Source organism: Streptomyces sp. TRD_SC_5 (assembly GCF_056836825.1).
This window is the reverse complement of record NZ_JBWZZS010000001.1, coordinates 3,617,577-3,641,103: the sequence shown is the minus strand read 5'-3', so window position 1 is coordinate 3,641,103 and position 23,527 is coordinate 3,617,577. Positions and strand designations below refer to the sequence as shown.

25 protein-coding genes are annotated in these 23,527 nt (G+C 70.2%); 9 read left to right on the top strand and 16 right to left on the bottom strand.

The genetic code is table 11. The annotated features are described in order from the left end of the window. Positions 1-10: 10 nt before the first annotated feature. From AC1P0E_RS16915 to AC1P0E_RS16860, 12 genes are all read right to left on the bottom strand, one after another. On the bottom strand, positions 11-1,303 hold the full coding sequence (locus tag AC1P0E_RS16915) for an MFS transporter (RefSeq protein WP_482743001.1): 1,293 nt from the start codon (positions 1,301-1,303) through the stop codon (positions 11-13). Further along, a complete protein-coding gene (locus AC1P0E_RS16910) occupies positions 1,300-2,628 on the bottom strand; it encodes an amidohydrolase family protein (protein ID WP_482743000.1) in 1,329 nt (442 codons plus the stop codon). Before AC1P0E_RS16910 ends, AC1P0E_RS16915 begins: the two co-directional genes overlap by 4 nt. Further along, positions 2,625-3,878, bottom strand: coding sequence for an ATP-grasp domain-containing protein (locus AC1P0E_RS16905; RefSeq protein ID WP_482742999.1), 1,254 nt, complete (start codon positions 3,876-3,878; stop codon positions 2,625-2,627). Before AC1P0E_RS16905 ends, AC1P0E_RS16910 begins: the two co-directional genes overlap by 4 nt. A gap of 49 nt (positions 3,879-3,927) precedes the next feature. Beyond that, positions 3,928-4,866: a transketolase family protein gene (locus tag AC1P0E_RS16900; RefSeq protein ID WP_482742998.1), complete on the bottom strand. Its 939-nt coding sequence runs from the start codon at positions 4,864-4,866 to the stop codon at positions 3,928-3,930. Beyond that, positions 4,863-5,693, bottom strand: a complete 831-nt coding sequence (locus AC1P0E_RS16895; RefSeq protein WP_482742997.1) for a transketolase — start codon at positions 5,691-5,693, stop codon at positions 4,863-4,865. The genes AC1P0E_RS16900 and AC1P0E_RS16895 overlap by 4 nt, the downstream gene beginning before the upstream one ends. Next, positions 5,693-7,543, bottom strand: coding sequence for a M20/M25/M40 family metallo-hydrolase (locus AC1P0E_RS16890; protein WP_482742996.1), 1,851 nt, complete (start codon positions 7,541-7,543; stop codon positions 5,693-5,695). The genes AC1P0E_RS16895 and AC1P0E_RS16890 overlap by 1 nt, the downstream gene beginning before the upstream one ends. Next, entirely contained in the window at positions 7,540-8,601 is a 1,062-nt protein-coding gene (gene argC / locus AC1P0E_RS16885) for an N-acetyl-gamma-glutamyl-phosphate reductase (RefSeq protein ID WP_482742995.1), read from the bottom strand. The genes AC1P0E_RS16890 and argC overlap by 4 nt, the downstream gene beginning before the upstream one ends. Next, positions 8,594-9,913 (bottom strand): DegT/DnrJ/EryC1/StrS family aminotransferase, encoded by a 1,320-nt coding sequence (locus AC1P0E_RS16880; protein ID WP_482742994.1) that lies wholly within the window; start codon positions 9,911-9,913, stop codon positions 8,594-8,596. Before AC1P0E_RS16880 ends, argC begins: the two co-directional genes overlap by 8 nt. After that, positions 9,910-10,539, bottom strand: coding sequence for a PLP-dependent aminotransferase family protein (locus AC1P0E_RS16875; protein ID WP_482742993.1), 630 nt, complete (start codon positions 10,537-10,539; stop codon positions 9,910-9,912). Before AC1P0E_RS16875 ends, AC1P0E_RS16880 begins: the two co-directional genes overlap by 4 nt. A 14-nt stretch (positions 10,540-10,553) precedes the next feature. Continuing rightward, the gene (locus AC1P0E_RS16870; RefSeq protein ID WP_482742992.1) at positions 10,554-11,423 is read right to left on the bottom strand and encodes a RimK family alpha-L-glutamate ligase; all 870 of its coding nucleotides are present in this window, start codon (positions 11,421-11,423) and stop codon (positions 10,554-10,556) included. After that, the gene (locus AC1P0E_RS16865; RefSeq protein WP_482742991.1) at positions 11,420-11,608 is read right to left on the bottom strand and encodes a lysine biosynthesis protein LysW; all 189 of its coding nucleotides are present in this window, start codon (positions 11,606-11,608) and stop codon (positions 11,420-11,422) included. The genes AC1P0E_RS16870 and AC1P0E_RS16865 overlap by 4 nt, the downstream gene beginning before the upstream one ends. 221 nt (positions 11,609-11,829) lie before the next feature. After that, positions 11,830-11,979, bottom strand: a complete 150-nt coding sequence (locus AC1P0E_RS16860; RefSeq protein ID WP_482742990.1) for a hypothetical protein — start codon at positions 11,977-11,979, stop codon at positions 11,830-11,832. Between the two features lie 138 nt (positions 11,980-12,117). On the opposite strand from AC1P0E_RS16860, the gene AC1P0E_RS16855 reads away from it, so the two are divergent. Then, positions 12,118-13,176, top strand: a complete 1,059-nt coding sequence (locus AC1P0E_RS16855; RefSeq protein ID WP_482742989.1) for a helix-turn-helix transcriptional regulator — start codon at positions 12,118-12,120, stop codon at positions 13,174-13,176. Between the two features lie 18 nt (positions 13,177-13,194). Here the strand turns inward: AC1P0E_RS16855 and AC1P0E_RS16850 are convergent, their stop codons facing one another. The 3 genes from AC1P0E_RS16850 to AC1P0E_RS16840 all read right to left on the bottom strand — a co-directional run bounded on the left by AC1P0E_RS16850 (position 13,195) and on the right by AC1P0E_RS16840 (position 16,475). Then, positions 13,195-13,854 (bottom strand): response regulator transcription factor, encoded by a 660-nt coding sequence (locus tag AC1P0E_RS16850; protein WP_482742988.1) that lies wholly within the window; start codon positions 13,852-13,854, stop codon positions 13,195-13,197. A gap of 25 nt (positions 13,855-13,879) precedes the next feature. Then, on the bottom strand, positions 13,880-15,619 hold the full coding sequence (locus AC1P0E_RS16845; protein WP_482742987.1) for a sensor histidine kinase: 1,740 nt from the start codon (positions 15,617-15,619) through the stop codon (positions 13,880-13,882). Positions 15,620-15,767: 148 nt separating this feature from the next. Then, complete coding sequence (locus AC1P0E_RS16840; RefSeq protein WP_482742986.1) at positions 15,768-16,475, bottom strand: DUF5324 family protein; 708 nt, start codon at positions 16,473-16,475, stop codon at positions 15,768-15,770. A gap of 292 nt (positions 16,476-16,767) precedes the next feature. Here AC1P0E_RS16840 and AC1P0E_RS16835 point away from each other — a divergent pair, with 292 nt between their 5' ends. Together AC1P0E_RS16835 and AC1P0E_RS16830 are read left to right on the top strand one after the other, a co-directional pair. Continuing rightward, complete coding sequence (locus AC1P0E_RS16835; RefSeq protein ID WP_482742985.1) at positions 16,768-17,295, top strand: peptidylprolyl isomerase; 528 nt, start codon at positions 16,768-16,770, stop codon at positions 17,293-17,295. A 126-nt stretch (positions 17,296-17,421) separates the two neighbouring features. Then, complete coding sequence (locus tag AC1P0E_RS16830) at positions 17,422-18,267, top strand: rhomboid family intramembrane serine protease (protein WP_482742984.1); 846 nt, start codon at positions 17,422-17,424, stop codon at positions 18,265-18,267. A 297-nt stretch (positions 18,268-18,564) separates the two neighbouring features. Here AC1P0E_RS16830 and crgA read toward each other — a convergent pair whose 3' ends face one another. Continuing rightward, positions 18,565-18,825: a cell division protein CrgA gene (gene crgA / locus AC1P0E_RS16825; RefSeq protein ID WP_482742983.1), complete on the bottom strand. Its 261-nt coding sequence runs from the start codon at positions 18,823-18,825 to the stop codon at positions 18,565-18,567. 141 nt (positions 18,826-18,966) lie between these two features. On the opposite strand from crgA, the gene AC1P0E_RS16820 reads away from it, so the two are divergent. The 6 genes from AC1P0E_RS16820 to AC1P0E_RS16795 are packed head-to-tail and all read left to right on the top strand — an operon-like array spanning position 18,967 to position 23,526. Next, positions 18,967-19,743 carry a DUF881 domain-containing protein gene (locus tag AC1P0E_RS16820; protein ID WP_482742982.1) on the top strand — a complete coding sequence of 259 codons (777 nt, stop codon included), beginning with the start codon at positions 18,967-18,969 and terminating at the stop codon, positions 19,741-19,743. A gap of 24 nt (positions 19,744-19,767) precedes the next feature. Then, positions 19,768-20,460, top strand: a complete 693-nt coding sequence (locus AC1P0E_RS16815) for a class E sortase (protein ID WP_482745781.1) — start codon at positions 19,768-19,770, stop codon at positions 20,458-20,460. Positions 20,461-20,518: 58 nt separating this feature from the next. Beyond that, positions 20,519-20,689 carry a hypothetical protein gene (locus tag AC1P0E_RS16810; RefSeq protein WP_482742981.1) on the top strand — a complete coding sequence of 57 codons (171 nt, stop codon included), beginning with the start codon at positions 20,519-20,521 and terminating at the stop codon, positions 20,687-20,689. Beyond that, on the top strand, positions 20,686-21,324 hold the full coding sequence (locus tag AC1P0E_RS16805) for an aminodeoxychorismate/anthranilate synthase component II (protein ID WP_482742980.1): 639 nt from the start codon (positions 20,686-20,688) through the stop codon (positions 21,322-21,324). Before AC1P0E_RS16810 ends, AC1P0E_RS16805 begins: the two co-directional genes overlap by 4 nt. Next, positions 21,321-22,736 (top strand): class E sortase, encoded by a 1,416-nt coding sequence (locus AC1P0E_RS16800; protein ID WP_482742979.1) that lies wholly within the window; start codon positions 21,321-21,323, stop codon positions 22,734-22,736. Before AC1P0E_RS16805 ends, AC1P0E_RS16800 begins: the two co-directional genes overlap by 4 nt. A 46-nt stretch (positions 22,737-22,782) precedes the next feature. Then, positions 22,783-23,526, top strand: a complete 744-nt coding sequence (locus tag AC1P0E_RS16795) for a class E sortase (protein WP_482742978.1) — start codon at positions 22,783-22,785, stop codon at positions 23,524-23,526. The last annotated feature ends 1 nt before the right edge of the window (position 23,527 follow it).

The following is a 23,527-nucleotide window of genomic DNA, read 5'->3' as shown; positions in this document are numbered from 1 at the left end:
GCCGTGTCGCTCACGCAACCACCGCGCGCTCGGGTTCCTCGGTCGCGTCCCCGGTCTTGTCCCCGGCCGTGTCCTCGGGGGGCTGGGGCTTGTCGTTCTCGTCGTTCTCGTCCCGGCTGAGCAGGCAGACGGCAGCGCACGCTGCGGCCACCGCCGCGGCGACGAACCAGTTGGCTCCCGGCAGGCCGGCGTTGCGCGACAGGTCGAACAGGGCGCCGGCGAGCAGTGAGCCGACCATGTTTCCGGCGCTGCGGAAGAAGTGCATGGCGCCCATGGCCTTGGCGAGCCGGTCCGCGGGGACCTTGCGGGCCACCCAGATGTCGAAGGAGGGCACGAACAGGATCTCGCCGAGCACCACCGTGAGGCAGCCGACGATCACCCATACGGCGCTTCGGCCGGCTCCGAAGGCAAGGAACGCAACTGTCATTCCGGCGAGGCCGATCGCCATGACGGCGCCGGGCCGCAGGTGCTTGATCAGGAACTTGAACACCGGGTACTGAAGTGCCAGCACGCTGAGCCCGGTGATCCAGAAGGGGGCCGAAGGGGCCCACTGCGGGGCGAACTCGGCCATGTGCAGGGGGATGCCGACGACGAAGCCGATGGACAGGAACCAGAACACGGCGGACAGCACGAAGTAGCGTGTGGCGCCCCGTACTTCGATGCCCTTGAGGACGGCGGTACTGAACAGCGGGCTGCGTGGCCGCTCGGTCGTTTCGCCGGCCGGGGCTTCGGCCGCGTCGGCCGGAGCCGCGAAGCCGTCCCGTGGGATGAACGCCGAAGCGGCAAGGCAGAATCCGATGAATATCGCGAACACCAGGCCGAACAGGGTGCGCAGATCGATGTCGACCAGCAGTCCGCCGGCCACCGCACCTGCGAACAGTCCCACCTGGGCGGACATCTGGAAGGTGGAGAAGGCCTTGGGGCGTTCGCTGTCCGGATAGGACATCAGAATGTTCTTCAGGCCGGGGAACGCGGTTCCCGAACCGAATCCGATGAAGAACGCCAGAACGCTGTAGATCAGCACTCCGCCGCTGAAGCCCATCAGGCCCAGCGCCACGGCCTCCAGTGCCGTACCGAGGAACACCGCCCCGCGGACGCCCAGCCGGGCGGCGGTCCCCTCGTAGAAGAAGGTGGCGAGGAGGCGGCCGACATAGGTCATACACATGACCACGCCGGCCCAGAAGCCGCTGTCCGTGCCGCTGAGCGAGGCGACGAGGACGGGGAACCAGATGAAGTTCCCGATGTGGGCGAGGAATATGCCGGCGTTGATGCCGATCAGGGCTCGCCTGCGTTCGCTGGTCACAGTCTGGCCTTCCCTTTCGATTCGGTGGAACGGAGGTCCGCGATGGCGCGTGCGAGTGCGGGCCTGTCCACCGGGACGCCCCGCACGACGGTGGCCAGCGGCAGGGCCGAGAGCGGCTTGCCGGGAGCGTGCAGGTTGTAGGTCGCGCTCGCTCCGACGGTGAGGGGGTGCGTGCCGGTGCGCTCTGCGCGCAGTTCGTCGAAGTAACGCCTGCCGCCGACGGTGGCCTGGTGGCGCAGCTGCGGGGCGAGCGAGGGGTCGTCGCCGCACAGGGCGTCGAGCTCGCCGAGGAAGGAGTAGCCGTGGTAGGCACCCAGATTGCCCGAGTCCGTACCGACCAGCAGGTTCCCGCTGCGCAGGGCGGCGAGGGCGTTGGCGCGCATGTCCCTCAGCGCGGCGCTGCGGGTCTCCTGGCAGCCGTACTCGATCCCGAAGGGCTTCTCGATGCCCTGGACGAACTCGAGGTTGTATCCGTCCTGCGTCTCGCGGAAGCCCTCCCGGCCGTACTCGGTGAGGAAGTCCTCGCGGGACATGATCATCGAGCGCAGTCCGGCCAGCGTGGAGACGAACCGGGCGCCCTGGAGTCCCTTCCACTCCGCTTCGGTGAGGGTCTTGTCCCGTACGGAGTGTGCGAAGAGCCGGAAGCCGCACTCGTACGCGAAGAGGGTCTCCTCAAGGGTGTTGCAGTCGATGACCGCTGTGACACCGCGCTCGGCGGCCGTGCGGGCGGTGAACCGCATGACGTGCTCGGACAGCCGGGAGAACCGCACGGGGCTGCCCGGCTGCTCGGTGCCGTCCGTGAACATCACCTTCAGGAAGGTGCCGCCGCGTTCGGCGTTGGTGCGCAGCGCGTGGTCCAGGTCGGCCTCGACGGCCAGCATGTGGACGGGGGCGGGGAACTCCACACCGTGACCGGTGAGTCCGGCGCTGTTGGTCATCGCCGTCACCGCGTAGCCGCAGTGGACGAGTTCGGGGTACGGCCAGGGCGACGCGGCCCGGCCGGCCTCCCAGGCATCGGCCAGCAGGGGGAACCCGAACATGTCCACCACGTGGGTCACCCCGTGGTAGAGGTACTGCAGGGCGACGATGCGCGGGTCGTCGACCGAGTCGTCCCAGTTGGGGGGCAGCGAGACATGGGCGTGGGTCTCGGTGTAGCCGGGCCACAGCTCGTTCTCGTCGCCCCGGGGGGTCTGCCCGGTGGGCTCGATGCGGGTGAAGACTCCGTCCTCGGCGGTCACATCGAACAGGGCCTCGGGGTCGAGGGACGGGACGGCCACGTTCCGTAGGAGGAGGGCGCCGGGCCGCTCGAAGGGGGCCTCGCTCATCGGGCGACCTCGACCCTCATCCGCAGGTCGATACGGTCCAGGCCTTCCTCGCAGCGCTTGTTGACCTCGTCGCGGTCGCTGCCGGTGAAGATGATGTGACCGATCCAGTCGAAGTTGCTCTTGGAGAGGCGGGTGACCTCCGTGCCGGGCTTCTTGTAGGCCTGGGCGCTGTGGAAACCGGGCGCCTGCGCCAGTTCGTCGAAGCCGATGGAGTCCACGGCGCCGGCGATCGGGGCGCCGAACCAGTGGCCGCCCGCTGTGGTCTGTCCCGGGAAGGGAAGCTCGGGGCGCTCGCCCAGTGCCTGCCGGATGACCTGCAGGTAGGTGTCGACACCGGAGGAGATCTCCATGAGGGTCGGCACGATTCCGCCGATCAGGCGGCCGTTGACCTCGCACAGCACCGGCCCGTCCGCACCGAGCAGGAACTCGGTGTGGATGAAGCCGAAGTCCACGCCGAGCTCGCCGAGGACCTTGGTGGTCATGGCGAACAGCTCGTCCTGGAGGGGGTGGCCGCTGAAGTAGGTGGCGCCCATCTCGATGAAGTGCGGGAAGCCGCTCAGCGGGCGGTCGGTCAGACCGAGGTTGACGACCTCGCCATTGCCCAGCACGCAGGATTCGACCGAGATCAGTTCACCGGTGACGAACTCCTCGATGAGGATGTCCGGGATGCGTACGACGCCGCGCCCGTAGTCGACGACGTCCGCCAGCTCGGCCAGGTAGGCGTTGAGGTCGTCCTCGTCCTGGAGGTGCAGGACGTGCAGGCCGGCCGTACCGTCCGAGGGTTTGACCACGCAGGGGAACCCGATCTCCCGTACGGCGGCCTCGACTTCGGTGACGTCGGCGACGTGGGCGAAGCGCGGCTGGCGTACGCCGGTGCCGTCCAGGGTCAGGCGCGTCAGGTGCTTGTGCCGTGCGTTGCGGGCGCCCTCGACGCTCATTCCCGGGAGGCCGAGCGCCTGCGCCACCGCGGCGGTGTGCACGGTGTGGTACTCGCTGTAGGTGGTGACCCCGTCGATGGGCCGCTCTGCGTGCAGGGTCGTCGCCAGCGCGATGAGCTCGTCGATGGAGAACGCCTGCTCGCTCTTGACGACACGGCAGTTGGGGTGTGCGTAGGCCGCCTCGGCCAGCGGCGATGCGGCGAGGTAGAAGTCGGGGTCGACCGACACCAGTGTTACGTCGTGCCCCAGCTTCAGGGCGTTGGCGATGCCGGCGATGCCGTTCGGGTTGCATTCGATCATGAGGATGTGCATGAGGAGCTCCTGGATTTCGTTGACGGGCCCGGCCGATGGTTCGGCGGGATCAGGCGGCGGCCGGGGCCGGGCGGTCCGCGCCGCGTGCCCGGTGCACGGCCGAGAGCACGGCGGGCAGGTCGAAACCGAGCGCGGCCATGACCTCCTGGTGGTCACCGCCCTGCGTGGGCCAGCTCTGGTCCGCGGCCACCCCGGTGACCTCGCACCGGGGCATCAGCAGAGCCAGCGCCTCGGCCACCGAGCCCTGGCTGCGGTGTTCCTCGACGACCACGAACCGCCGGTGGTGGAGCGACAGTTCGGCCGCGGCCCGGGTCAGGTGCTCGTGGTCCAGGTAGACCAGGTGCGCGTGGGAGGTGTCCGGCGAGGCCTGGCGCGCGGCGATGGCCAGGCGGGTTCCCTCCTCGCCCACCGACACCAGGCACACCTCGTCGGATGCGGTCCGCGACTCCCAGTTGACCAGCGGCAGGACGTCTTCGTCCCAGTCGAGCGACGAGTAGGCCGCGTTGCGTCCCGTACGGATGTAGTGCGGTCTTCCGGAGCGCGCCGCGTCCCGGATCACCGCCCGCATCTCGGCCTCGCCGTAGGGGGCGGCGATGGTGACACCCGGGATGCTCCGCAGGACCGCGAGGTCCTCCAGGCAGTGGTGGGTGGTGCCGAACCATGCTCCGGAGACCCCCGCGTACGGCGCGACCACGGTGACGCCGGCCGCGAGGTATCCCAGGGTCAGCTTGAGGCTCTCCGCCGCCCTGAGCGCCGCGAACGGCGCGAAGGTGCTGATGAACGGCTTGTACCCGGCCACGGCGAGCCCCGTCGCCATGTCGACCATGGCGCCCTCGGCGATACCGAGGTTGAAGAAGCGGTCGGGGTGGGCGGCCTGGAACGGGTGTCCCTTGCCGCCCAGGTCGGCCTCCAGGCAGATGATGGAGGCATCCTCGGCAGCGAGCCTCGTGAGCTCGTCCCGATAGGCGTCACGTCCCGAAAGAGTCATCGGATCGCTCGCTTCCACTTGGCGGCGCGGGTGGCGTCGATGCTTACGTAGTGGGAGGCGGCCTTGCCCTGTACGGCGGCCACGCCCTTGCCCTTGACGGTGTCGGCGATGACCGCGAGCGGCCTGCGGGCCGCCGAGCGGTCGGTGGACAGGAGCGCGGTCAGCGCCCTGAGGTCGTGCCCGTCGGTGTGGGCCACCTCGAACCCGAAGGCGGCGAACCGTTCGCCGAGGTTGTGCAGCGGCGAGATGTCGTCGACGAATCCGTCGTTCTGGCCGCCGTTGCGGTCCACCACGAGCACGAAGTTGCCGAGTTCCCGGGCCGCCGCGACCTGGCAGGTCTCCCAGACGAGCCCTTCCTGGAGCTCGCCGTCGCCGGCGACGGCGATACCCAGCCCGCTCCGGCCGCCGATGCGGCGGGCCATCGCCCACCCGGCGGCGTACGGGATCCCGTGGCCGAGGCTCCCGGTGGGGAACCGCACTCCGGGCACCTTGGGGCCCGGGTGGCCGGTGTAGGGGTGGCCGGCCAGACCGTACAGCGGGGCCGGGTTCTCCGGCAGGATCCCGCTGACGTACAGGGCCGCGTAGAGGCCCGCTGCCGCGTGCCCCTTGCTCAGTACGACTTCGGTGCCGTCCCCCGCCGAGGCCCGGTGCAGGGACGCGATCAGGATGTCGAGTACGGACAGGCTTCCGCCGAGGTGGCAGCCGCGCGGGCTTGCCGCCATGTCGACGACGAGCCGCCGGGCTTCCGCCGCACGCTCGGACAGGGTGGCGAACACCTCGTCGTCGATGCCGGGCGCGCCGGCCGGTGTGTCGAGTACGACGGTCATCAGCGGCTCCCCTCGGGAAGGGCGAACCAGCGGTTGACCGCGTCGGCCAGCAGCGAGCGGGCCGTGCGGTACTCCATGCCGCCGATCCGCTCCTCGTCGGTGTGGTCGAGGGCCGAGTCGCCGGGCCCGTACGCCACCATCGGCACATCACTCCATGTGGTGGCCAGGGTGTTCATGTCCGACGTGCCCTTCTTCACCACGAAGCGGGGCCTGATGCCGGCCTCGGCGAAGGCGCGGGTGAAGACCTTGACCAGGGAACTGGAGCGGCCGCCCGAGTAGCCCGGGGTGGCTCGCAGCACCTCGATGCCCACGCCCTCGCGGCCGGGGCCGAGCGCGGCGGTGCGCAGCGCGTCGAGGTCGGCCGAAGGGGGCACGCGGAAGTTGAGGATTCCGGTGGCCCGGTGTTCCTCGCGCCCGGTCGCGCAGGTGATGTCGATGACGGCGCTCAGCGCGTCGGGCGCCTTCGCGAGCACGTCCTCCCGGATGCCGCCGAGGGAGGAGATCAGCAGGTCCGCGGCGGACACCGCGTCCATGCCGGCCGAGTGGCCACTGGCCACCGACGCGGTCACCTTGAGCTTGAAGAGTCCGAAGTAGCCGAGGGTCAGCTTCTGCGAGCCGCTGGGCTCGCCGATGACGACGGCATCGGCCGGGTAGTGGTCCCGGGCGTGGAAGGCGCCCTTGGAGGAGGAGATCTCCTCCTCCACCGCGCCGACCACGCACAGCTGGCCGTCCTCGGGGATGTCCGCGTGGGCGAGCACCTCCAGGAAGTTAGCCAGGCTGCCCTTGGCGTCGACGCTGCCGCGGCCCCACAGCTCGTCCTCGCGCCATGCGACGGGCCAGTGGTGGGGGACCGTGTCGAGGTGGCCGAGGAGCAGCAGGCGCCGGGGCCCGGTGCCGCGGGTCGCGACGAGGTTGCCGACCTTGTCGACCGTGGCGGTCATGCCGCGCTCGCGGCACCAGTCGGCGAGGAAGGCCGCGAGTTCCGCCTCGTCACCCGACACCGAGGGTACGGAGACGAGCTTGGTGAGCAGCGCGAGGTCGGGGGAGGGCTCCCGGGTACGCCAGAAGCGGGTCCATCCCGAGGGCTCGGCCATGGTGTGCGGGCCGGTGACAGCCACGTCCGCGCTGCCGTCCAGGGCCATTTCGGCCGCCCGTACCTTCTGGCGCATGCGGCCGCCGGCGTAGCGGGCTCCGTCGCCCGGGTAGGCGTTGCCCAGCGTCGACCGGGGGTCGGCGGGGTCGGTCAGCAGACCGGCGGTGCCGGTGACCAGGCGCAGATGGTCGGCGCCCAGCGCGTTGCTGAGGACCGCGGCCAGGACGTCGGCGTCGACGTTCAGCGGGGAGCCGCCGCCCTGGTCGGCGACCGGCGGCGACAGGCAGACCACGTCGTACGCGTCCAGCAGGGCGTTCAGCCGTACGGCGTCGACGTCGGTGGGGACACCGGCCCGGTGGTCGCGGACCACGAGCGGCTTGTTCTCGGCGGACAGCGCCTTCAGGGGGCGGTTCGCCCGGCCGGTCACCAGGCCGCCGCGTGAGGCGACGGCGGTGAACACGCTCAGCCCGAGGGCCTTCAGGTCCGTCTCGACGGCCGGCAGCGTCACCCGCTCGTAGGCGTCGACGAGGTGCGCCATCTCCTGCGGCGGGCAGTAGCGCACGGAGTCACCGTTGGCCAGGCGCAGCTGGGGCATCGGGCGGCCGGCCGCACGGTAGTGACGTTCGATGCCGGTGGCGCCGCCGGCGACCAGCAGCACCCGGGCGCCGCGGGCCACGAGGCCCGCCACTTCCTGGTGGACGGTCCCCCGGTCGAGCGTCGCGCTGCCGGCCTTGATCACGTACAGAGGCCTGGTCATGGCGACACCGCCGTGGTGGGCAGGCCGGCCGTCTCGTCGAATCCGCTGATCAGGTTCATGGCCTGGATGGCCTGGCCGGCCGCGCCCTTGATCAGGTTGTCGAGGGCGGCCACGGCGATGCACTGCCCGTCCCGGACGGCGATCGCGACCTCGGCGACGTTCGAGCCGACGACGGCCTTGAGCATCGGGAAGTCCTGCGGGGCCTTGGGCGCCGGGCGGACCCGGACGAAGGGCTTGCCGACGTACGCCTTGGCGTAGGCACGCTTGACGTCCAGCGGTGTCACTCCGGGGCGCAGCTTGGTGTACGCGGTGACCATGATGCCGCGCGCCACGTCGAGGCTGTGCGTGGAGAACTGGAGGTCCGGGGCCGTCCCGGTGAACTCGGCGAGGGCCTGGTGGATCTCCGGGGCGTGCCGGTGCCCGTACAGCTTGTGCACGCGGAAGTTCCCGGTGCGCTCGGCGGGCGGCTCGTCACTGCTGCGTCCGCCACCGGTGGAGCCGGTCTTGGCGTCGACGATGACGTGCTCGCTCACCAGGGACTCGGCGAACAGCGGATAGAGGGCGTAGATGCTGGTGACGGCCATGCAGCCGGGCAGGCTGATGAACCGGCTCTCCGGGACGTGCGGGCTCAGCTCCGGGACGAAGTACGCGAAGTCCTCCACAGGGGGGTGGGCCGACGTCTTCGGGTAGTGGGTGCTGATGTCCTGGCTGTCCCGCAGCCGGAAGTCGCCGCCGAGGTTGAGGACGCGCTTGGCGTGTGCGGCGATCAGGGGCAGCTGCTCGGGCAGCGCGCCGGTGGGCAGGCATCCGAAGGCGATGTCGACGGCGTCGACGTCCGCGAGCTGGGCCAGCGGGCGGAACTTGAGGCCGGCGGCCTTGGGGTGGTTGCGCAGCCAGGGGTGGACATTGCCGACGGTGGCGCCCGCGTTGCGTTCCGCGGAGAGGAAGGCGAGCTCCACGTGCGGGTGCTCAAGGAGCAGCCGGATCACTTCGCCGCCGGTGTAACCGCTGCCGCCGATGACGGCCGCGCGGATCTTCTTGTTCGCCGTGTCAGCCAAGGCGGGCCGCCTTCTCGTACGGACGGCGGTAGTCGCCGGTCTCGACGAGCTTGCGGATGGCGTCCGGGCGCAGCGCGATCTTCTTGAAGGCGTCGGCGTAGCGCTGGGCCCGCTCCCACTCGACCGGGGAGCGCAGCTCGCGGCACAGGACGAGGGTGCTGTCGAGCATCCCGAGGGTGACGGGGAAGTCCTGCGGGCGGTGGTCGCGTACGGCACCGGGGTTCAGGGAGAAGGGGTAGCCGTTGCCGAAGCCGTTCCGGTGCTGGAAGGGCAGGTGGCAGGGGATCGGTGTGTTCTGCCACTCGCGGGCCGGGACGCCCTCGGCGACGAGCAGCTCGTGCACCGCCTCCTTGACCGCGTGCACGGGCAGGTCGTCCAGGCCGACGGCCTGGGGGTGCAGGGTGATCCGGTACATGTTGTACGCGTGCACGTGCCCGTCCGGGACGTGCGGCGCGGTGAACAGGCCGGTCTGCGCGAGGGATTCGCCCAGCAGGGCGGCGTTGCGGGCGCGGATCTCGTCGTAGTACGGCAGGCGCCTGAGCTGGCTGCTGCCGAAGGCCGCGGCGACCCAGGACATGCCGTAGTCGATGCCGTGGCGCTCCAGGTAGGAAACGGCCCGGTCGTACGCCTCTTCGGTGGAGAAGAAGGCGATACCGCCCTCGCCGCCGAGCGGGAAGTTCTTGTCGGCCATCAGGCTCTGGCCTGCGGCGTCGCCGAAGGACCCGGCCACCTGGCCGCCGATCCTGGCGGAGTGGGCGTGCGAGGCGTCCTCGACGAGGGCGAGGCCGTGCCGGTCGGCCAGGGCCCGCAGCGCGCTCACGTCGGCGGGCAGGCCGTGGACGTGCACCGGCATGAGGGCGCGGGTGCGACCGGTGATCGCCGCGGCCGCTGCCTGCGGGTCCATGCAGTAGGTGAGCGGGTCGATGTCGACGAACACCGGGACGGCATGCGCTGCCACGACCGCCTGGGCGGTGGCGATGAAGGTGAACGCGGGCACGATCACCTCGTCGCCGGGCTGTACGCCGGCGCCGACGAGAGCCATGTGCAGGCTGGAGGTGCCGCTGGCGGTCGGCAGGGCGTACTCGGCGCCGACGTAACGACGGTAGGCCTCGGCGAAGTCGGCGACGACCTTCTGGGGCGCCTGACGCTGGGCGAGCATCAGGTTGAAGACGTCTTCCTTGGTGATGACGGGGAAGAGCGTGCGGCGCATGGCCTTGGGAATCATCGCCCCGCCGCCGAGGGCCGCGAGTTCTTCCTCGATCTCCGCGGCAGCGGGCAGGGGCAGCGGGGCTGCCGGGAAGTCAGTGATCATGAACGTGCTCCGGATGTGGCGGCGGGTCGCGCCGCTTGGGTCAGGGCCATCCGCGCGCAGGCGGCCACCAGCGGGCTCAGGCGGTAGTTGAACTGGACACCGGGTACCAGGCCGGGGTCGGCCTCCTCCTGCGTCCACATCGTCCGCAGGTCGTGGGCGCCGAAGATCTTCAGCCGCTCGGCGCGGTTCCAGATGCCGGGGTCGTCGGTCAGGACGGCCGCGGCCGGCCCGAAGCCGAGCCCGGTCAGGTCCACGACCAGCGCGGGGGCGGTGGATTCTGCGGCCAGCTCGGCAAGCCGGTCCGCGTTGGTGGAATCCAGCGCCAGGTAGTCGTACCCCGCCGGGCCCTCGTCGCTCACGGTGACGCCGAGCCAGTTCACGAACGCCGTCGTGTCCGTGTCCGCACCGGCCAGGGAGACGGTGTCCCCGTGGCCGATGCCCTGGCCGGTGAGGGCCGCGTGGACGGCCCCGGTGCGGCTGTTGACCAGGACGGCCTTCGCGCGGCCGGTCTGCTTCGTGAGCAGCCGTTCCAGACCGGGCAGTTCCCGGTCGCTCTTCTCGATGCTCATGACCACGCCCGAGGTGAGGACGCGGGTGAGCACCGTCGCGGTGTCGAACAGTTCCATGGGTCTTCTCCGTCTCACGCGGCCGTGGCCGCGAGCTGCTGCGCGACGTAGGCGGCGAGGTGGCCGGCCACGTTCACTCCGTGCACGGCGGAGGAGCGGGCGAATTCGGGGTTGGCGTTCACTTCGAGTACGAGCAGCTCACCCGTGGCCCGGTTCTCGACCAGGTCCACTCCGTAGAAGCCCTCGCCGAGGGCGTCCACGACCTGGGCGCAGAGCTTCTCGATCTCCGTGGTGATCTCGACGCGCCGGACCTCGGCTCCGAGGTGGGTGTTGGTGCGCCAGTTGTCGGAGACCCGCTGGATCGCCACCACGGGGGTACGTCCCACGACCACCACGCGCAGGTCGTGGCCCGGCTTGTCGATGTACTCCTGGACGACGACGGGGAACAGCTTGCCCGCGGCGTCGGCGGACTCACGGCCGCCGGCCCAGGCCTCCACGCACTCGGCATTGGTCATCTTGGTGACGCCGCGCCCCCACGACCCGCTGACGGGCTTGACGACCGCCGGCAGGCCGAACTCCGCGACGGTCGCGCGGACCTGGTCGTAGCTGAAGGCGTGCCGGGTGGCGGGGTGAGGGATGCCGTGCCGGGCGAAGACCAGGGACTGGAGCCCCTTGTCGTTGCACGTCTCGATGGTCGCGGCGCGGTTGAGTGTGGGGATCGCCGCGTGTTCGAGCCGGCGGGAGACGCTGATCGCCTCGCGATGAGAGAGGTTTCTGATCAGGGTGAGACCGGGCGGGCCTGTGTGGCCCGCCACGACCCCGGCCAGATCCTCCATGAGCAACGGCTGTGCCGTCAGGCCCTCGTCACGCAACGCGCCGAGAAGAAGCTTCTCGTCGGGCCGCAGCATGGTGACCGAGAGCAGGACCTGGGTGGGAGATGTCACTCGCCCCAGTCCTCTTCGACCTCGGGGGCCAAGTCCAGGCGTACGATCGCGTCGGACTTCTCGACTACCTCGTGCTCCTGGCCGCAGGCCGTGCACTCGGTGATCTCACCCTTTTCCCAGTCCTCCTGGACTTCGAAATCCGTGTCGCACACAAGGCACTTCGGGACCGCAATGGCGGTGGTCATGTTGAACACTCTTTCTCTGTGAACTGTAAATCGGCATGCCGAAACAACCGCGCCATGAGTTATGTCGGCAGAGTCCGCGGGCAATGCGCCGACGTCCCTGCGGAAGTCGGCGCAACATCGCGCGCCTCATGCGGTGTTGATGACCCATCACTTACCGGTGGCGGGGTACCTGCTCGCGTGAACTGTCGGAAAATCGCAGTTCGCGGCTTGGTTTCGGGGGCTCAGCCCCAGCCCATGTCCCGCGGAGACGCCGTGCCGCCGGCGACGGCGGCTTGATCGGCGACGTCCGGAACGGCGGTGATCCCGATCAGTACTGCGGCGGCCACCGCAAGGGCGCTTACAGCCTTGTAAAGAAAACGCTTGGTCTTCATTGTTTATCCCCCCGGATAACTTCTGACCGACCGGCATTTGCCGGTGTCTTCGTTGGAAATACTGCCCGGGGAAAGAGGTTGCGGGAAGGGCCTTCAGGCATCAGGATCATGCACTGCTGAAACCTGAAGGGGGGGCTCATGTGCATGAGACCGGACGGCGGGGGGCCTGGGGGGCCCGGCGACAACCACGCCGAGATCTGCGAGGAGGGCCGCAGGCTCTACCGGGTCGCGCTCACGCGCGGGGCGGTCGACAGGGCCGAGGCCCCCGGTTGCCTCACGGCGCTGGGACTGCTGACGCCCTCGATGGGGGACCCGTACACGTTGGTACCGGTACCGCCGTCGGTCGCGACCGCGGCCCAGACGTACCCCCTGGAGCAGGCCATCCTCGTACAGCAGCAGCGTCTGGCCTCACTGCGCGCCTCGGTGTCCCAGGTCGAGAGCATCTACCAGGAAGCGCGGCCGGTCGGTGAGCTCACCGTGCAGCGACTGGTCGGACCGGCCGTGATCAGCGCGGCACTGGACGAGGCCGCACAGGGCGCGACCACGGAGCTGCTGACCGCACAGCCCGGGGGCGGCAGGCCCGAGGGGATACTCTCCGAGTCCCTCCAGCGCGTCGCGCCCGCCCTGGGCAGGGGGGTTGTTCAGCGCACGCTCTACCAGCACACCGTGCGGGCGCACGTCCCCACAGTCGAATACATCAGGACCGTCACCGAGGCGGGTGTGCAGGTACGCACTCTCGACGAGGTCTTCGACCGGCTGATCATCTGCGACCGGTCCACCGCGTTCATCCCGGACAAGGGGGGCGACCGCAGCAACCACGCCCTCGTGATTCACGACGTCGCCATCGTGCAGTTCCTCGTGTCGGTCTTCGAGCACGCCTGGGAGCGGGCCGAACCGGTTGCCTTCAAGCCGGACCAGCAGCGCCCCGTCCTCCTCACCGAGAAGACCCGGCTGCGGGTGCTGCGGCTCATGGTCGACGGCTACACGGACGCGGCGATCGCCAGCCGCCTCGGCATGAGCACCCGTACGGTGGCGACCCACCTGAAGAAGGCATCGGACATGCTCGGCAGCAACAGCCGCGCCCAGCTCGCCTACCTCATGGCCCAGACCGGCCTCCTGGACAGCCCGCCGCCCACCGGCTGCCGCTGCGAAGCCCCCCACCTCGCCGACGACAACCACGAGGCCGCCGCCCCGTAGCCACCGCTCCCGTCCGGTTCAGAGCGCGGCGTCCCGGGCGAGCAGCGCCGCCTGTACACGGTTCTCGCAGCCCAGCTTCGCCAGAATCCGGCTGACGTACGTCTTCACCGTGGCCTCGCTCATGTGCAGCCGCTTGCCCGCGTCCGCGTTGGACAGGCCCTCCCCGAGCAGCGCGAGGACATCCCGCTCCCGCCCGCTCAGTGCCATGACCAGCCGCCGCGCCTCCTCCGCGCGCGCCGGAGCGCGCCCGGACGCGAGCTGTTCCACCACGTGCCGGGCCGCCCCCGGCGACAGATAGGCGTCCCCGGCCGCGGCGGCCCGTACCGCCCGGATCAGTTCGGCGGGCGCGGAGTCCTTCAGCAGGAAACCCGCGCCGCCGCTCTCCAGGGCCCGCAGGACGTTGTCCCGCTCCCCGAACGTCGTCAGTACGATCACGCGCACCGCGGGCACCGCCCTGCCCAGCTCGGCGAGCGCGGTGAGCCCGTCCATCACCGGCATCTGCAGGTCGAGCAGCACCACGTCCGGCGCGTGGACGCGCGCCAGCTCGACGGCCTCGCGGCCGTCTCCCGCCTCCGCCACGACCTCGATGGCCCGGTCCGAGGTGAGGATCATGCGGATCCCCGCCCGGATCAGGGGCTCGTCGTCCGCGATCACCACCCTGATGTGCGGAACCGTCACGCTCACTCCCACAGCTCCCGCTCATCTACTGCTCAACGTCGTACGACTTCTTCTCGACCAGCTTGCCGCCCTTGAAGCAGAAGCGGAACACCGGCTCCGACGCCAGGCTGTCGCCGATCTCCGAGGACGCGAGGACCAGACAGTCGGCCCCCTCCGGCTCCTCGGGCCCGCCGTCCCGAAGGCCCGACGTCATGAAGGAATCACCGTCCGGCAGCCTGTCGCGGACCTCCGTCTCCGACGCGCCGACCCGCACCGCCTCGTACTCACCCGGCTCGATCATGCCGCTGTCCGCCGCTCCCGCGAGGAAGTACAGACCGATCCCGCCCGCGACCGCCAGCAGTACCGCTGCCACCGCCGCGATCCCGCAGCCCAGGGCCACCCCGCCGGCCCTGCTCCCGCGCCCGCCACTCATCGCCAGCTCCCTGTGCACAGCGGTCCAGTCCATGACCCGACCGCCGTTGCCGACAGGAACCGAAGGAGACCGCTGCCCGAAGTCGTCCTCGGCGCCGGCCAAAGGCGCCGCGAAGGACGCCTTGGCCGGCGGGAGGCCGTCGGCGCCGTACGGCAGGACGCCGGCGACCCGGAATCCCCCGCCGTCCGTACGCCCGGCGTGGACCATGCCTCCCACCAGCCGGGCCCGCTCGCGCAGCCCCGTCAGGCCCTGCCCGCCGCTGACGACGTCAGCCGGGTCCGAAGGGGCCGGACCGTTCGCGATCTCGACGACCAGCGAGTCCGGTTCGTACCGCAGCTCGACGGTGATCGCGGCGCCCGGCGCGTGCTTGTACGCGTTGGTCAGCGCCTCCTGCACGATCCTGTACGCCGCGTGATCGGCGGCCGCGGCCAGCGCCCGCCGCCCGCCCGCACACCGCAGCTCGACACTGTTCCCGGCCGCCCGCGCCGCCGCCACCAGGCCCTCGATGCCCGCGGCCCCGCGCGCCGCCGGATGCGGGTCCTCGGCGGACGGCGGACCGGGGGCGGCAGCCGCCTCGTCCCGCTCCACCCCGTCCCGCAGGATGCCGACGACCTCGCGCAGTTCGTGCATCGCGGCCACCGAAGCGTTCCGCAGTACGCCGACACCCTCCCGCTGCCGGTCCGTCAGGGCGGGGTCGACCTCCAGCGCGCCCGTGTGCACGGAGATCAGCGCCAGCTGGTGGCCCAGGCTGTCGTGCATGTCCTGGGCGATCCGCTGCCGCTCGCGCAGCCGCGCCTGCCCGGCCACCATGGCCCGCTCGCGCAGCAGTTGGGCGTTGTGGTCCTGCAGGGCGTGCAACAGAGTGCGGCGCTGGGTCCAATAGCGGCTGGCCAGGCCCGGTACAACCGTCGTCGCGAGGAAGTAGAGGGTACTGAACAAGATCAGCGACAGCGGCGAGAACCGCGGCCACTCGGCGGCGACCCCGATGCCGACAGTCAGGACGTACGACGCGGTGAAAGCCGCCAGCGCCCGCCCGGCCCCCGGGATCCGGCGCCCCGCCGACCACCCCGAGACGATCAGCAGAGGCCCGAACCCGGCCAGCACCCCCGCCGCCCCGCCCGAGACCACCAGCACACTCGCCGGCAGCCGGCGGCGCAGCAGCGACGCCGCGGCGACGGCGACGGCGGTGGCCAACTGCACCAGCCCCGTGCTGCCCATCAGTTCCTGGGTCCCGGCCGCCAGCAGCGCCAGCACCACGGCGAGGACGATCTCGCCCGCGACGCGGCGCCCCGACCAGGGATCCGGTCCTGCCAGCCACAGCCGTCCGGCCCTGATCCTCGATGACACGTCCACGGCCGCACTCTAAGCAGCGGGCTCCGGCAGCCGCCGCCCACTTTCGTCGCGACCCCGCGCTACGAAAGAGAACACCGGGCACGACGGACGGGTGCCGGCAGACCCGAAGGTCTCCCGGCACCCGTCCGTCATGCGATGTGGCGACGCGTCAGTTGTTCTTCTTGTCGCGCTCCGCCGCCTCGGCCTCGGCCTCCGCCTGCTTCGCCTGGACCTCCGGGTCCAGCACCTGACCGCTGCCGTCGACCGAGGTCAGCGGCGCACGGTCGGACACCTCCGTGGCAGCGGGGGGCTCGACCAGCCAGTCCGGGTTGGCCTGCTTGTCCCACCACTTCCACGCCGCGAAGGCACCGCCCGCCAGCACACCGACGACCGCGAGACCCTTGGCCAGCCGGCCGGCCCTGGCGCGCCGCTCGTGCTTCTTGACGAGCTTGCGGATGTCCTTCGCCGTGACCTGCCCGCGCAGGGCGGCCACAGCGGCAGCACTGCGCGCGGCGGCCTGCTCACGTACGGGCTGCGCGGCCGCCATCGCGTGCTCCACGCGCGGAACGGTGTAGTCGGCGGCCTGCCGGGCCGCGCTGCGGGTGCGTACCGCAGCCCGGTGCGCGGCCACGTCGACCTTCGGTGGCACGTGTGTACGGGCCTGCTCTATGCGCGGCGCGACATGCACTCCGTACTGGACACGGGCCTGGTGAGCGGCCTTGTTCACCTTCGGCGCGAGCCGTACGCGGGCGTCGTGCGCATACTGCGTGGCCTGTTCCTTGGCCGTACCGGCGTAGGGCGCCACCACTTCCGCGGCGTGCAGCACGCTTTCCTTCGCCGATTCGGATGCGGCGCGCACGCTGTCGATGCGGGTCACTGGATCCTCCTCCTTGGTGGCGGTTCGGTATATCGCCTGTCCACCCAAATCGAAATCATGCCTGCCAGAGGCCAACACGGCACGTGCGGGCGGGCATCCGGGTCATGGGCGGCGACTCGGGGCAATCTCAGGCTCTCGTGGGCAATGCGGTGCAAGCGGACCTCGTGCACGACAATGCCACGGTTCGCCGTCCCGCGCGCCGGTTCGGCGGCTACTCGTCGTAAACCGTCCGTGCGAGGATCGCCGGACGCGGCAGTGAAGACTGTCAGTGAAGACTTATGGAAGGCACCACGTGGCCGAGCAGCTTTACGCCACCCTGAAGACCAGCCAGGGCGACATCCGGATCCGGCTCCTGCCGAATCACGCGCCGAAGACGGTCAAGAACTTCGTGGAACTGGCACAGGGTGCTCGGGAGTGGACCAACCCCGAAACGGGGCACAAGACCACGGACCGGCTGTACGACGGCACTGTCTTCCACCGCGTGATCCGCGACTTCATGATCCAGGGCGGCGACCCGCTGGGCAACGGCACCGGCGGCCCCGGCTACGAGTTCAAGGACGAGTTCCACCCCGACCTCGCCTTCGACAGGCCCTATCTGCTGGCGATGGCCAACGCCGGCCCGGCTACCAACGGCTCCCAGTTCTTCATCACCGTCTCGCCGACGATGTGGCTGACGGGCAAGCACACGATCTTCGGCGAGGTCACGGACCCCGCCGGCCAGAAGATTGTGGACGCGATCGCGGCCACGAAGACCAACCCGCGCACCGCCCGCCCGCTCACCGACGTCGTCATCGATTCGGTCGTGGTGGAGACCAGCTGAGACCGGCGCTCCCCCTGTCGGGAACCAAATCGCCCCGTCCATCCGTACTGGATAGGCGGGGCTGCGCACTGCGCCGTACCGCGCCGTACCGCCAAGAGGCACACCTAGCGACCTGGGGACGGACCGATGGATCACTGCTACCGGCACCCGGGCCGTGAGACGGGCATCCGTTGCACGCGCTGCGAACGCCCGATCTGCCCGGAGTGCATGATCAGCGCGTCCGTCGGCTTCCAGTGCCCGGACTGCGTCCGCGAAGGCTCCGGTACGGGCCACCCCCCGGACGCGAGCCGGCCGCGCACGCTCGCGGGGGGCACGGTCGCCGCCGACCCGAGGCTGGTCACCAAGATCCTGCTGGCGATCAATGTGGCGGTGTTCGTCGCGGTGCTGTCGCGCGAGTCGCTCGTCAACGATCTCGCGCTGGTCGGTGCGTGGCGGACCAATCCGTTCGTACCCGTCGAAGGCGTCGCAGCCGGCGAGTACTACCGGCTCTTCACATCCATGTTTCTGCACCAGGAGCCCTGGCACATCGCCTTCAACATGCTGGGCCTGTGGTGGCTCGGTGGCCCCCTGGAGGCAGCGCTCGGCCGCGTCCGGTACCTGGCGCTCTACCTGATCTCCGGTCTGGCGGGCAGCGCGCTCACGTACTTTTTCGCCGATCCCTCGCAGGGCTCGCTCGGCGCGTCCGGCGCCGTCTTCGGGCTTCTCGGCGCGACCGCCGTGCTGATGCGGCGCATGAAGTACGACATGAAGCCGGTTCTCGTGCTCCTCGCACTGAACCTGCTCTTCACATTCACCTGGGACGGCATCGCCAAGGAGGCGCACGTGGGCGGCCTCGTCGCCGGCACCCTCGTCGCGATCGCCCTGGTGCACGCCCCACGCGAGCGCCGCGCGCTGGTGCAGTACGGCACCTGTGGGCTGGTGCTGCTGGTGACCGTCGGCCTGGTCGTGGCGAGGACGGCCATGCTCACCTGAGCGCCGCCGACGACGGCTGTGCGCCAAGTTGTCCACAGCAGCGGCCGGACCTTGTGCATTCAGGTGGACCTGATGGGAACAGCCGTTCCCCTTGTCGCTGAACTGGCTTTTCCCAGTCAGGACAAGGGGTGGGCCGTACGTGTCAGAAGGTCCCGGCAGTCACACCGGCGTCAACACGCTGTGAGTTATCCACAGATCGTCTGACCTTTCCCCACCGTGTGGACAACGCTGTGGATAACCTCTGGTCAGAGCTTGCGCGGCCCAGGCCGGTCAGGGCCTACTTGGCCTCTGCTCCGTCTACTTCCACTGGGTGGAGACGCCGAAGCCGGCGGCGATGAAGCCGAACCCGACCACGATGTTCCAGTTGTCGAAGCTCTGGATCGGCAGGTCTCCCTCGGTCACGTAGAAGACCACGATCCAGGCGAGCCCGATGAGGAAGAGCGCCAACATCACCGGAGCCACCCAGCTGCGGTTCGTCAGCCTGATGGACGTCGCCTGCTTCGACGGCGCCGGCGGCGGCGTGAAGTCTGACTTCTTGCGGATACGTGACTTCGGCACGAGGGACTCTCCTGTCGATGCGCTGCGTTACCGCGCAGGGAACTGTGACTGGTGCCCGGTGCGGGAGCGACGGGGAACACTGCCTCCCCCGGGCGTCCGTTAGCGTAGTGCTTCCGCGGCGTCGAAGGAGATAAGGGTACGTTGAGCAATTCTGCCGACTCCCCCACCGAACCCGCCCGGCGCCCCGCCCTGCGGCCGGTCAGGCTGCTGACGGCCGGAGTTTTCGCGCTTGCCGGCCTGATCTTCGTCACCAGCTTCAATACGGCCAGGGGCACCAATATCCGTACGGACGCCTCGCTGCTGAAGCTCTCCGACCTCATTGATCAGCGCAGTCACAAGAACAAGGGGCTGGGCGAGTCGCTGGCCGCCGTACGCGACGACGTCGACGCGCTCGCTGAGCGCGGCGACAGCAGTACGCAGGCCGAGGACGCGAAGCTCAAGGCGCTGGAGGCGGCGGCCGGCACCAAGAAGCTCTCCGGCGCGGGCCTCACCGTCACGCTCGACGACGCCCCGCCGAACGCCACGGCCAATCCCGGCTACCCCGAGCCCCAGCCCAACGACCTGGTCATCCACCAGCAGGACCTCCAGGCGGTGGTGAACGCCCTGTGGCAGGGCGGCGCCGAGGGCATCCGGGTCATGGACCAGCGGCTGATCTCCACCAGCGCGGTGCGCTGCGTCGGCAACACCCTGATCCTCCAGGGCCGCGTCTACTCGCCGCCGTACAAGGTCACCGCGATCGGTGACCAGGACAAGCTCCAGCGCGCGCTGACGGCCTCCACGGCGTTGCAGAACTACCAGCTGTACGTGAAGGCCTACGGCCTCGGCTGGAAAGTCGACGAACACGAGGCGATGACTCTTCCCGGCTACTCGGGCACAGTGGATCTCCATTACGCGAAGCCCGTCGAGCGAGGCGAGTAAACGGGGGAGCCGGTGTCGGTGCGCATGTCGGTGCGGCTGATCGTCAGGACCTTCAGCGAACTGTGCGTCACCGCCGGCACCCTGATCGTTCTCTTCGTCGCGTACGTGATGTTCTGGACCGGGGTCAAGGCCACCGACGCGAGCGACGGGCAGATCGGCCGGCTGCAGGACACATGGGCTGCGCAGAGCCCGCTTCCCGGGCAAGTACCGGCCGCCGAGGACCCGGCGTCGGCCCCCGAGGCGTACGAGCCGGGCAGGCCCTTCGCCGTGATGTACGTGCCGCGCCTCGGCAAGGACTGGGACTGGCCGGTCCTGGAGGGCACGCGGACGAAGACCCTCCAGAAGGGCCTCGGCCACTACGAGGGGACCGCGCGCCTCGGCGAGACGGGGAACTTCGCCGTCGCCGGCCATCGCCGTACGTACGGGGACCCCTTCAAGGATTTCCCCAGGCTGCGGCCCGGTGACGCGGTGGTGCTGACCGATGGGGCGACCTGGTTCACGTACCGGATCGACAACAAGCCGTACCGGACCGTTCCCGGCGACATCGGCGTGATCGACGACGTTCCCGGGAAGGCCGGTTTCGACGGTCCCGGGCGCTATCTGACGCTGACCACCTGCGAGCCGGAGTGGGGCAGCAGCCACCGGCTGATCGTGTGGGCGCACCTCGACGCCACGCAGCCCGTGGAGGACGGCAGGCCGCGCGCTTTGAGCGGCTGACCCACGAGCCTTCCCCGTCTCCCTTTACTCTGGGTTTCGACCGAACGGAAGGGACAGCATGTACGGCTGGATCTGGCGGAATCTGCCGGGCAACGTATGGGTGCGGGCGATGATCGCGCTGGTACTGATCCTGGCGGTCGTCTACGCACTGTTCCAGTACGTCTTCCCGTGGGCGGAGCCGCTGCTTCCGTTCAACGATGTGACGGTGGACGGGGGGTCGGGCCAGTGAGCGCGCGAATCCTGGTGGTCGACAACTACGACAGCTTCGTCTTCAACCTCGTCCAGTACCTCTACCAGCTCGGCGCCGAGTGCGAGGTACTGCGCAACGACGAGGTGGACCTGAGCCACGCCCAGGACGGCTTCGACGGGGTGCTGCTGTCGCCGGGCCCCGGCACCCCCGAACAGGCGGGCGTGTGCGTCGACATGGTGCGTCACTGCGCCGCGACGGGCGTGCCGGTCTTCGGCGTCTGCCTGGGCATGCAGTCGATGGCGGTGGCGTACGGCGGTGTGGTGGGCCGGGCCCCCGAGCTGCTGCACGGCAAGACCTCCCCCGTGACGCACACGGGTGTCGGCGTCTTCGCCGGGCTGCCGTCGCCGTTCACGGCGACGCGCTACCACTCGCTGGCCGCCGAACCGCAGGCGTGGCCCGCCGAGCTGGAGGTCACCGCGCGGACGGCCGACGGGATCATCATGGGGCTGCGCCACCGGGATCTGCCGGTCGAGGGTGTGCAGTTCCACCCCGAGTCGGTACTGACCGAGCACGGGCATCTGATGCTGGCCAACTGGCTGGCCCGGTGCGGCGACCCGGGAGCGGTGGAGCGATCGGCCGGGCTCGCGCCGGTGGTGGGCAAGGCCGCCGCGTGACGGCGCTCCGCCCCGAACACGACGCCGGCCGGGAAGCCTCGTACGGGCAGGGTGCGTACGAGGCGGCGGGCGCGTTCGAGGCGGCGGTGGAACAACTCGCGGATCCGCTGAACGATCCGCTGCCGGGGCAGGAGGGGCGGGCGGCCGCGCCGGCCCCGGCCTCTGCCTCGGCTCCGGACCCCGGGGCGACGTCGCCGTGGTTCCGGTCGGCGACGGTGCCGACGGTGCCGCAGGCGCAGCCGACAAGTCCGGTGAGTCCTGGGTACGAGCAGCCTCTTCAGTACCCCCAGGAGCAGCAGTACGACCCGTACGTGCAGCCCGTGCAGGCCACGCAGCCCGTACAAGAGGCCGCACAGGGGCCCCAGCAGCCCCGCCAGCAGCCTCAGGGGCGGTACGACTCCCCGGGCCCCACCCAGGACTGGTACGGCGCCCAGCAGCCCGCACCGGCCCCCGAGCCGGCGCCCGCACCCGTGCCGGAAGCCCCGGCGCCCGTGTTCGACGACGAGACCGTGGCGCTGCGGACCGACGACACCCGCCGAATAGCCGAGCCCGTGCCCGACGCAGAACCGGAACCCGAACCCGTCACCGGCGGCCGCGCGGAGCGCCGCAGGGCGGCCAAGGCGAAGGGCAGCCGTCGCCGGGCCGCCCCCGCGGGGAAGGCCGGGGCGAACAGCGCGGAGTCGAACAGCGCGGAGCCGCCGCGCTCCCGCCTGGAGGCCAGGCGCGCCGCCCGCGCCGCCAAGGACAGCCCGGCCGTCGTCGCCAGCCGGTTCTTCGGGGAGATGTTCATCTCGCTAGGCGTGCTGATGCTGCTGTTCGTCACGTACCAGCTGTGGTGGACGAACATCCGTGCCGATCTGTTCGCCGGCAACGAGACGGACAAGATCCAGGAGGGCTGGGCGAAGGGCCGCAAGCCCGGAGCGTTCGAGCCGGGCCAGGGCTTCGCGATCATGCACATCCCCAAGCTGGACGTCGTCGTCCCGGTCGCCGAGGGCATCGACAAGGCGCGGGTCCTCGACAACGGCATGGTGGGCCACTACGCGGAGGGCAAGCTGAAGACGGCGATGCCGTCGGACAAGCGGGGCAACTTCGCGGTCGCGGGGCACCGCAACACGCACGGCGAACCGTTCCGGTACATCAACCAGCTGAAACCGGGCGACCCGATCGTCGTGGAGACGCAGGACACGTACTACACGTACGAGATGGCGAGCATCCTGCCGCAGACTTCTCCCTCGAACGTGAGCGTGATCGGGCCGGTGCCGCCGGGTTCCGGTTTCACCCGGCCCGGCAGGTACATCACGCTGACGACCTGCACGCCGGAATTCACGAGTACGTACCGAATGATCGTGTGGGGCAAGATGGTCGACGAACGGCCGCGCAGCAAGGGGCAGCCCGACGCGCTCGTCGGCTGAGAGCGGGCCGGCCGGACGTAAGAGACTCAGGACGGGGACGGGTGCGGTGGCAGCCAGGACGACCGAGCAGGACGAGCAGACCGGCACGCCCGTGCCCGCGTCGGCACCCGGGGCGGGGCGGAGGAAGCGCGGGCGCGTCGCGGGCGCGGTCAGCCTCTTCGGCGAGCTGCTGATCACGGCGGGCCTGATCCTCGGCCTGTTCGTCGTCTACTCGCTGTGGTGGACGAACGTGCTGGCCGACCGCGACGCGGACAAGCAGGGCAACCAGGTGCGCGACCGGTGGGCGGGCGGTCCCGGGGAGCTCGACACGAAGGACGGCATCGGGTTCCTGCACGTACCGGCGATGAAGAACGGCGAGGTGCTGGTCCAGAAGGGCACCGACCCGAAGGGCCTCAACCGCGGTGTCGCCGGCTACTACACGGACCCGGTCAAGTCCGCGCTGCCGGCCGACAAGCAGGGCAACTTCTCGCTGGCGGCGCACCGGGACGGGCACGGCGCGAAGTTCCACAACATCGACAAGCTCAAGGACGGCGACGCGATCGTCTTCGAGACGAAGGACACCTGGTACGTCTACAAGGTGTACGCGAAGCTCCCTGAGACCTCGAAGTACAACGTGGACGTACTGAAGCCGGTCCCGAAGGAGTCGGGCAAGAACAAGCCGGGCCGCTACATCACGCTGACGACGTGCACGCCGGTCTACACGTCGAAGCACCGGTACATCGTGTGGGGCGAGCTGGAGCGTACGGAAAAGGTCGACAGGGACCGCACCCCACCGGCGGAGCTGCGCTAGC

Bases quoted from the DNA above. Each gene is read 5' to 3' on its own strand.
- AC1P0E_RS16865 (WP_482742991.1), bottom strand. From the start codon at position 11,608: ATGACCACCGCCATTGCGGTCCCGAAGTGCCTTGTGTGCGACACGGAT.
- AC1P0E_RS16905 (WP_482742999.1), bottom strand. From the start codon at position 3,878: ATGCACATCCTCATGATCGAATGCAACCCGAACGGCATCGCCGGCATC.
- AC1P0E_RS16910 (WP_482743000.1), bottom strand. From the start codon at position 2,628: ATGAGCGAGGCCCCCTTCGAGCGGCCCGGCGCCCTCCTCCTACGGAAC.
- AC1P0E_RS16830 (WP_482742984.1), top strand. From the start codon at position 17,422: ATGGATCACTGCTACCGGCACCCGGGCCGTGAGACGGGCATCCGTTGC.
- AC1P0E_RS16860 (WP_482742990.1), bottom strand. From the start codon at position 11,979: ATGAAGACCAAGCGTTTTCTTTACAAGGCTGTAAGCGCCCTTGCGGTG.
- AC1P0E_RS16815 (WP_482745781.1), top strand. From the start codon at position 19,768: ATGTCGGTGCGGCTGATCGTCAGGACCTTCAGCGAACTGTGCGTCACC.
- AC1P0E_RS16880 (WP_482742994.1), bottom strand. From the start codon at position 9,913: ATGATCACTGACTTCCCGGCAGCCCCGCTGCCCCTGCCCGCTGCCGCG.
- AC1P0E_RS16895 (WP_482742997.1), bottom strand. From the start codon at position 5,693: ATGACCGTCGTACTCGACACACCGGCCGGCGCGCCCGGCATCGACGAC.
- AC1P0E_RS16890 (WP_482742996.1), bottom strand. From the start codon at position 7,543: ATGACCAGGCCTCTGTACGTGATCAAGGCCGGCAGCGCGACGCTCGAC.
- AC1P0E_RS16875 (WP_482742993.1), bottom strand. From the start codon at position 10,539: ATGGAACTGTTCGACACCGCGACGGTGCTCACCCGCGTCCTCACCTCG.
- AC1P0E_RS16900 (WP_482742998.1), bottom strand. From the start codon at position 4,866: ATGACTCTTTCGGGACGTGACGCCTATCGGGACGAGCTCACGAGGCTC.
- AC1P0E_RS16810 (WP_482742981.1), top strand. From the start codon at position 20,519: ATGTACGGCTGGATCTGGCGGAATCTGCCGGGCAACGTATGGGTGCGG.
- AC1P0E_RS16855 (WP_482742989.1), top strand. From the start codon at position 12,118: ATGTGCATGAGACCGGACGGCGGGGGGCCTGGGGGGCCCGGCGACAAC.